The 476-nt window shown below is 68.7% G+C and carries 1 protein-coding gene and 1 riboswitch; the gene reads left to right on the top strand.

All coding sequences use genetic code 11. The annotated features are described in order from the left end of the window. Positions 1-31 precede the first annotated feature (31 nt). Positions 32-107: riboswitch (guanidine-III (ykkC-III) riboswitch) on the top strand. 39 nt (positions 108-146) lie between these two features. Next, the coding region (locus tag ACFW2E_RS39900) for a DMT family transporter (protein WP_384474912.1) at positions 147-476 on the top strand (330 nt) is incomplete at its 3' end.

The following is a 476-nucleotide window of genomic DNA, read 5'->3' as shown; positions in this document are numbered from 1 at the left end:
GGTGACACACACGCCCCCACCCATATTTTGTCATCGCTTTGCTATGTTCGAAGAGAGCCCGACGAGACGCGCCGTACCGGGATGGACGCAGGCAAAGACGACGCACCCCTGTCCGTCAGTCAGCCCGTACGCCCCGGAGGTGCCGCATGGCCTGGATCCTGCTCGTTCTCGCCGGTCTGCTCGAAGTCGCCTGGTCGATCGGCATGAAGTACACGGACGGCTTCACCCGGCTCGTCCCCAGCGTGCTCACCGGCGCCGGCATCGTCGCCAGCATGCTGCTGCTGTCGTACGCCGCCAGGTCCCTGCCCATCGGTACCGCCTACGGAGTGTGGGTGGGCATCGGAGCCGCCGGTGCGGCGGTGCTCGGCATGGTGGTGCTGGGGGAGCCGGCGACCGCCGCCCGGATCGTGTTCTTGGGTGTGGGGCTGTTTGGCGGGGGGGGGGGGAATGCGGCCCCCGGGGAGAGTGAGGGAGGC

This window comes from Streptomyces sp. NPDC058964 (assembly GCF_042741275.1).
Lineage (GTDB): Bacteria > Actinomycetota > Actinomycetes > Streptomycetales > Streptomycetaceae > Streptomyces.
This window is presented reverse-complemented; position numbering and strand designations above follow the sequence as displayed.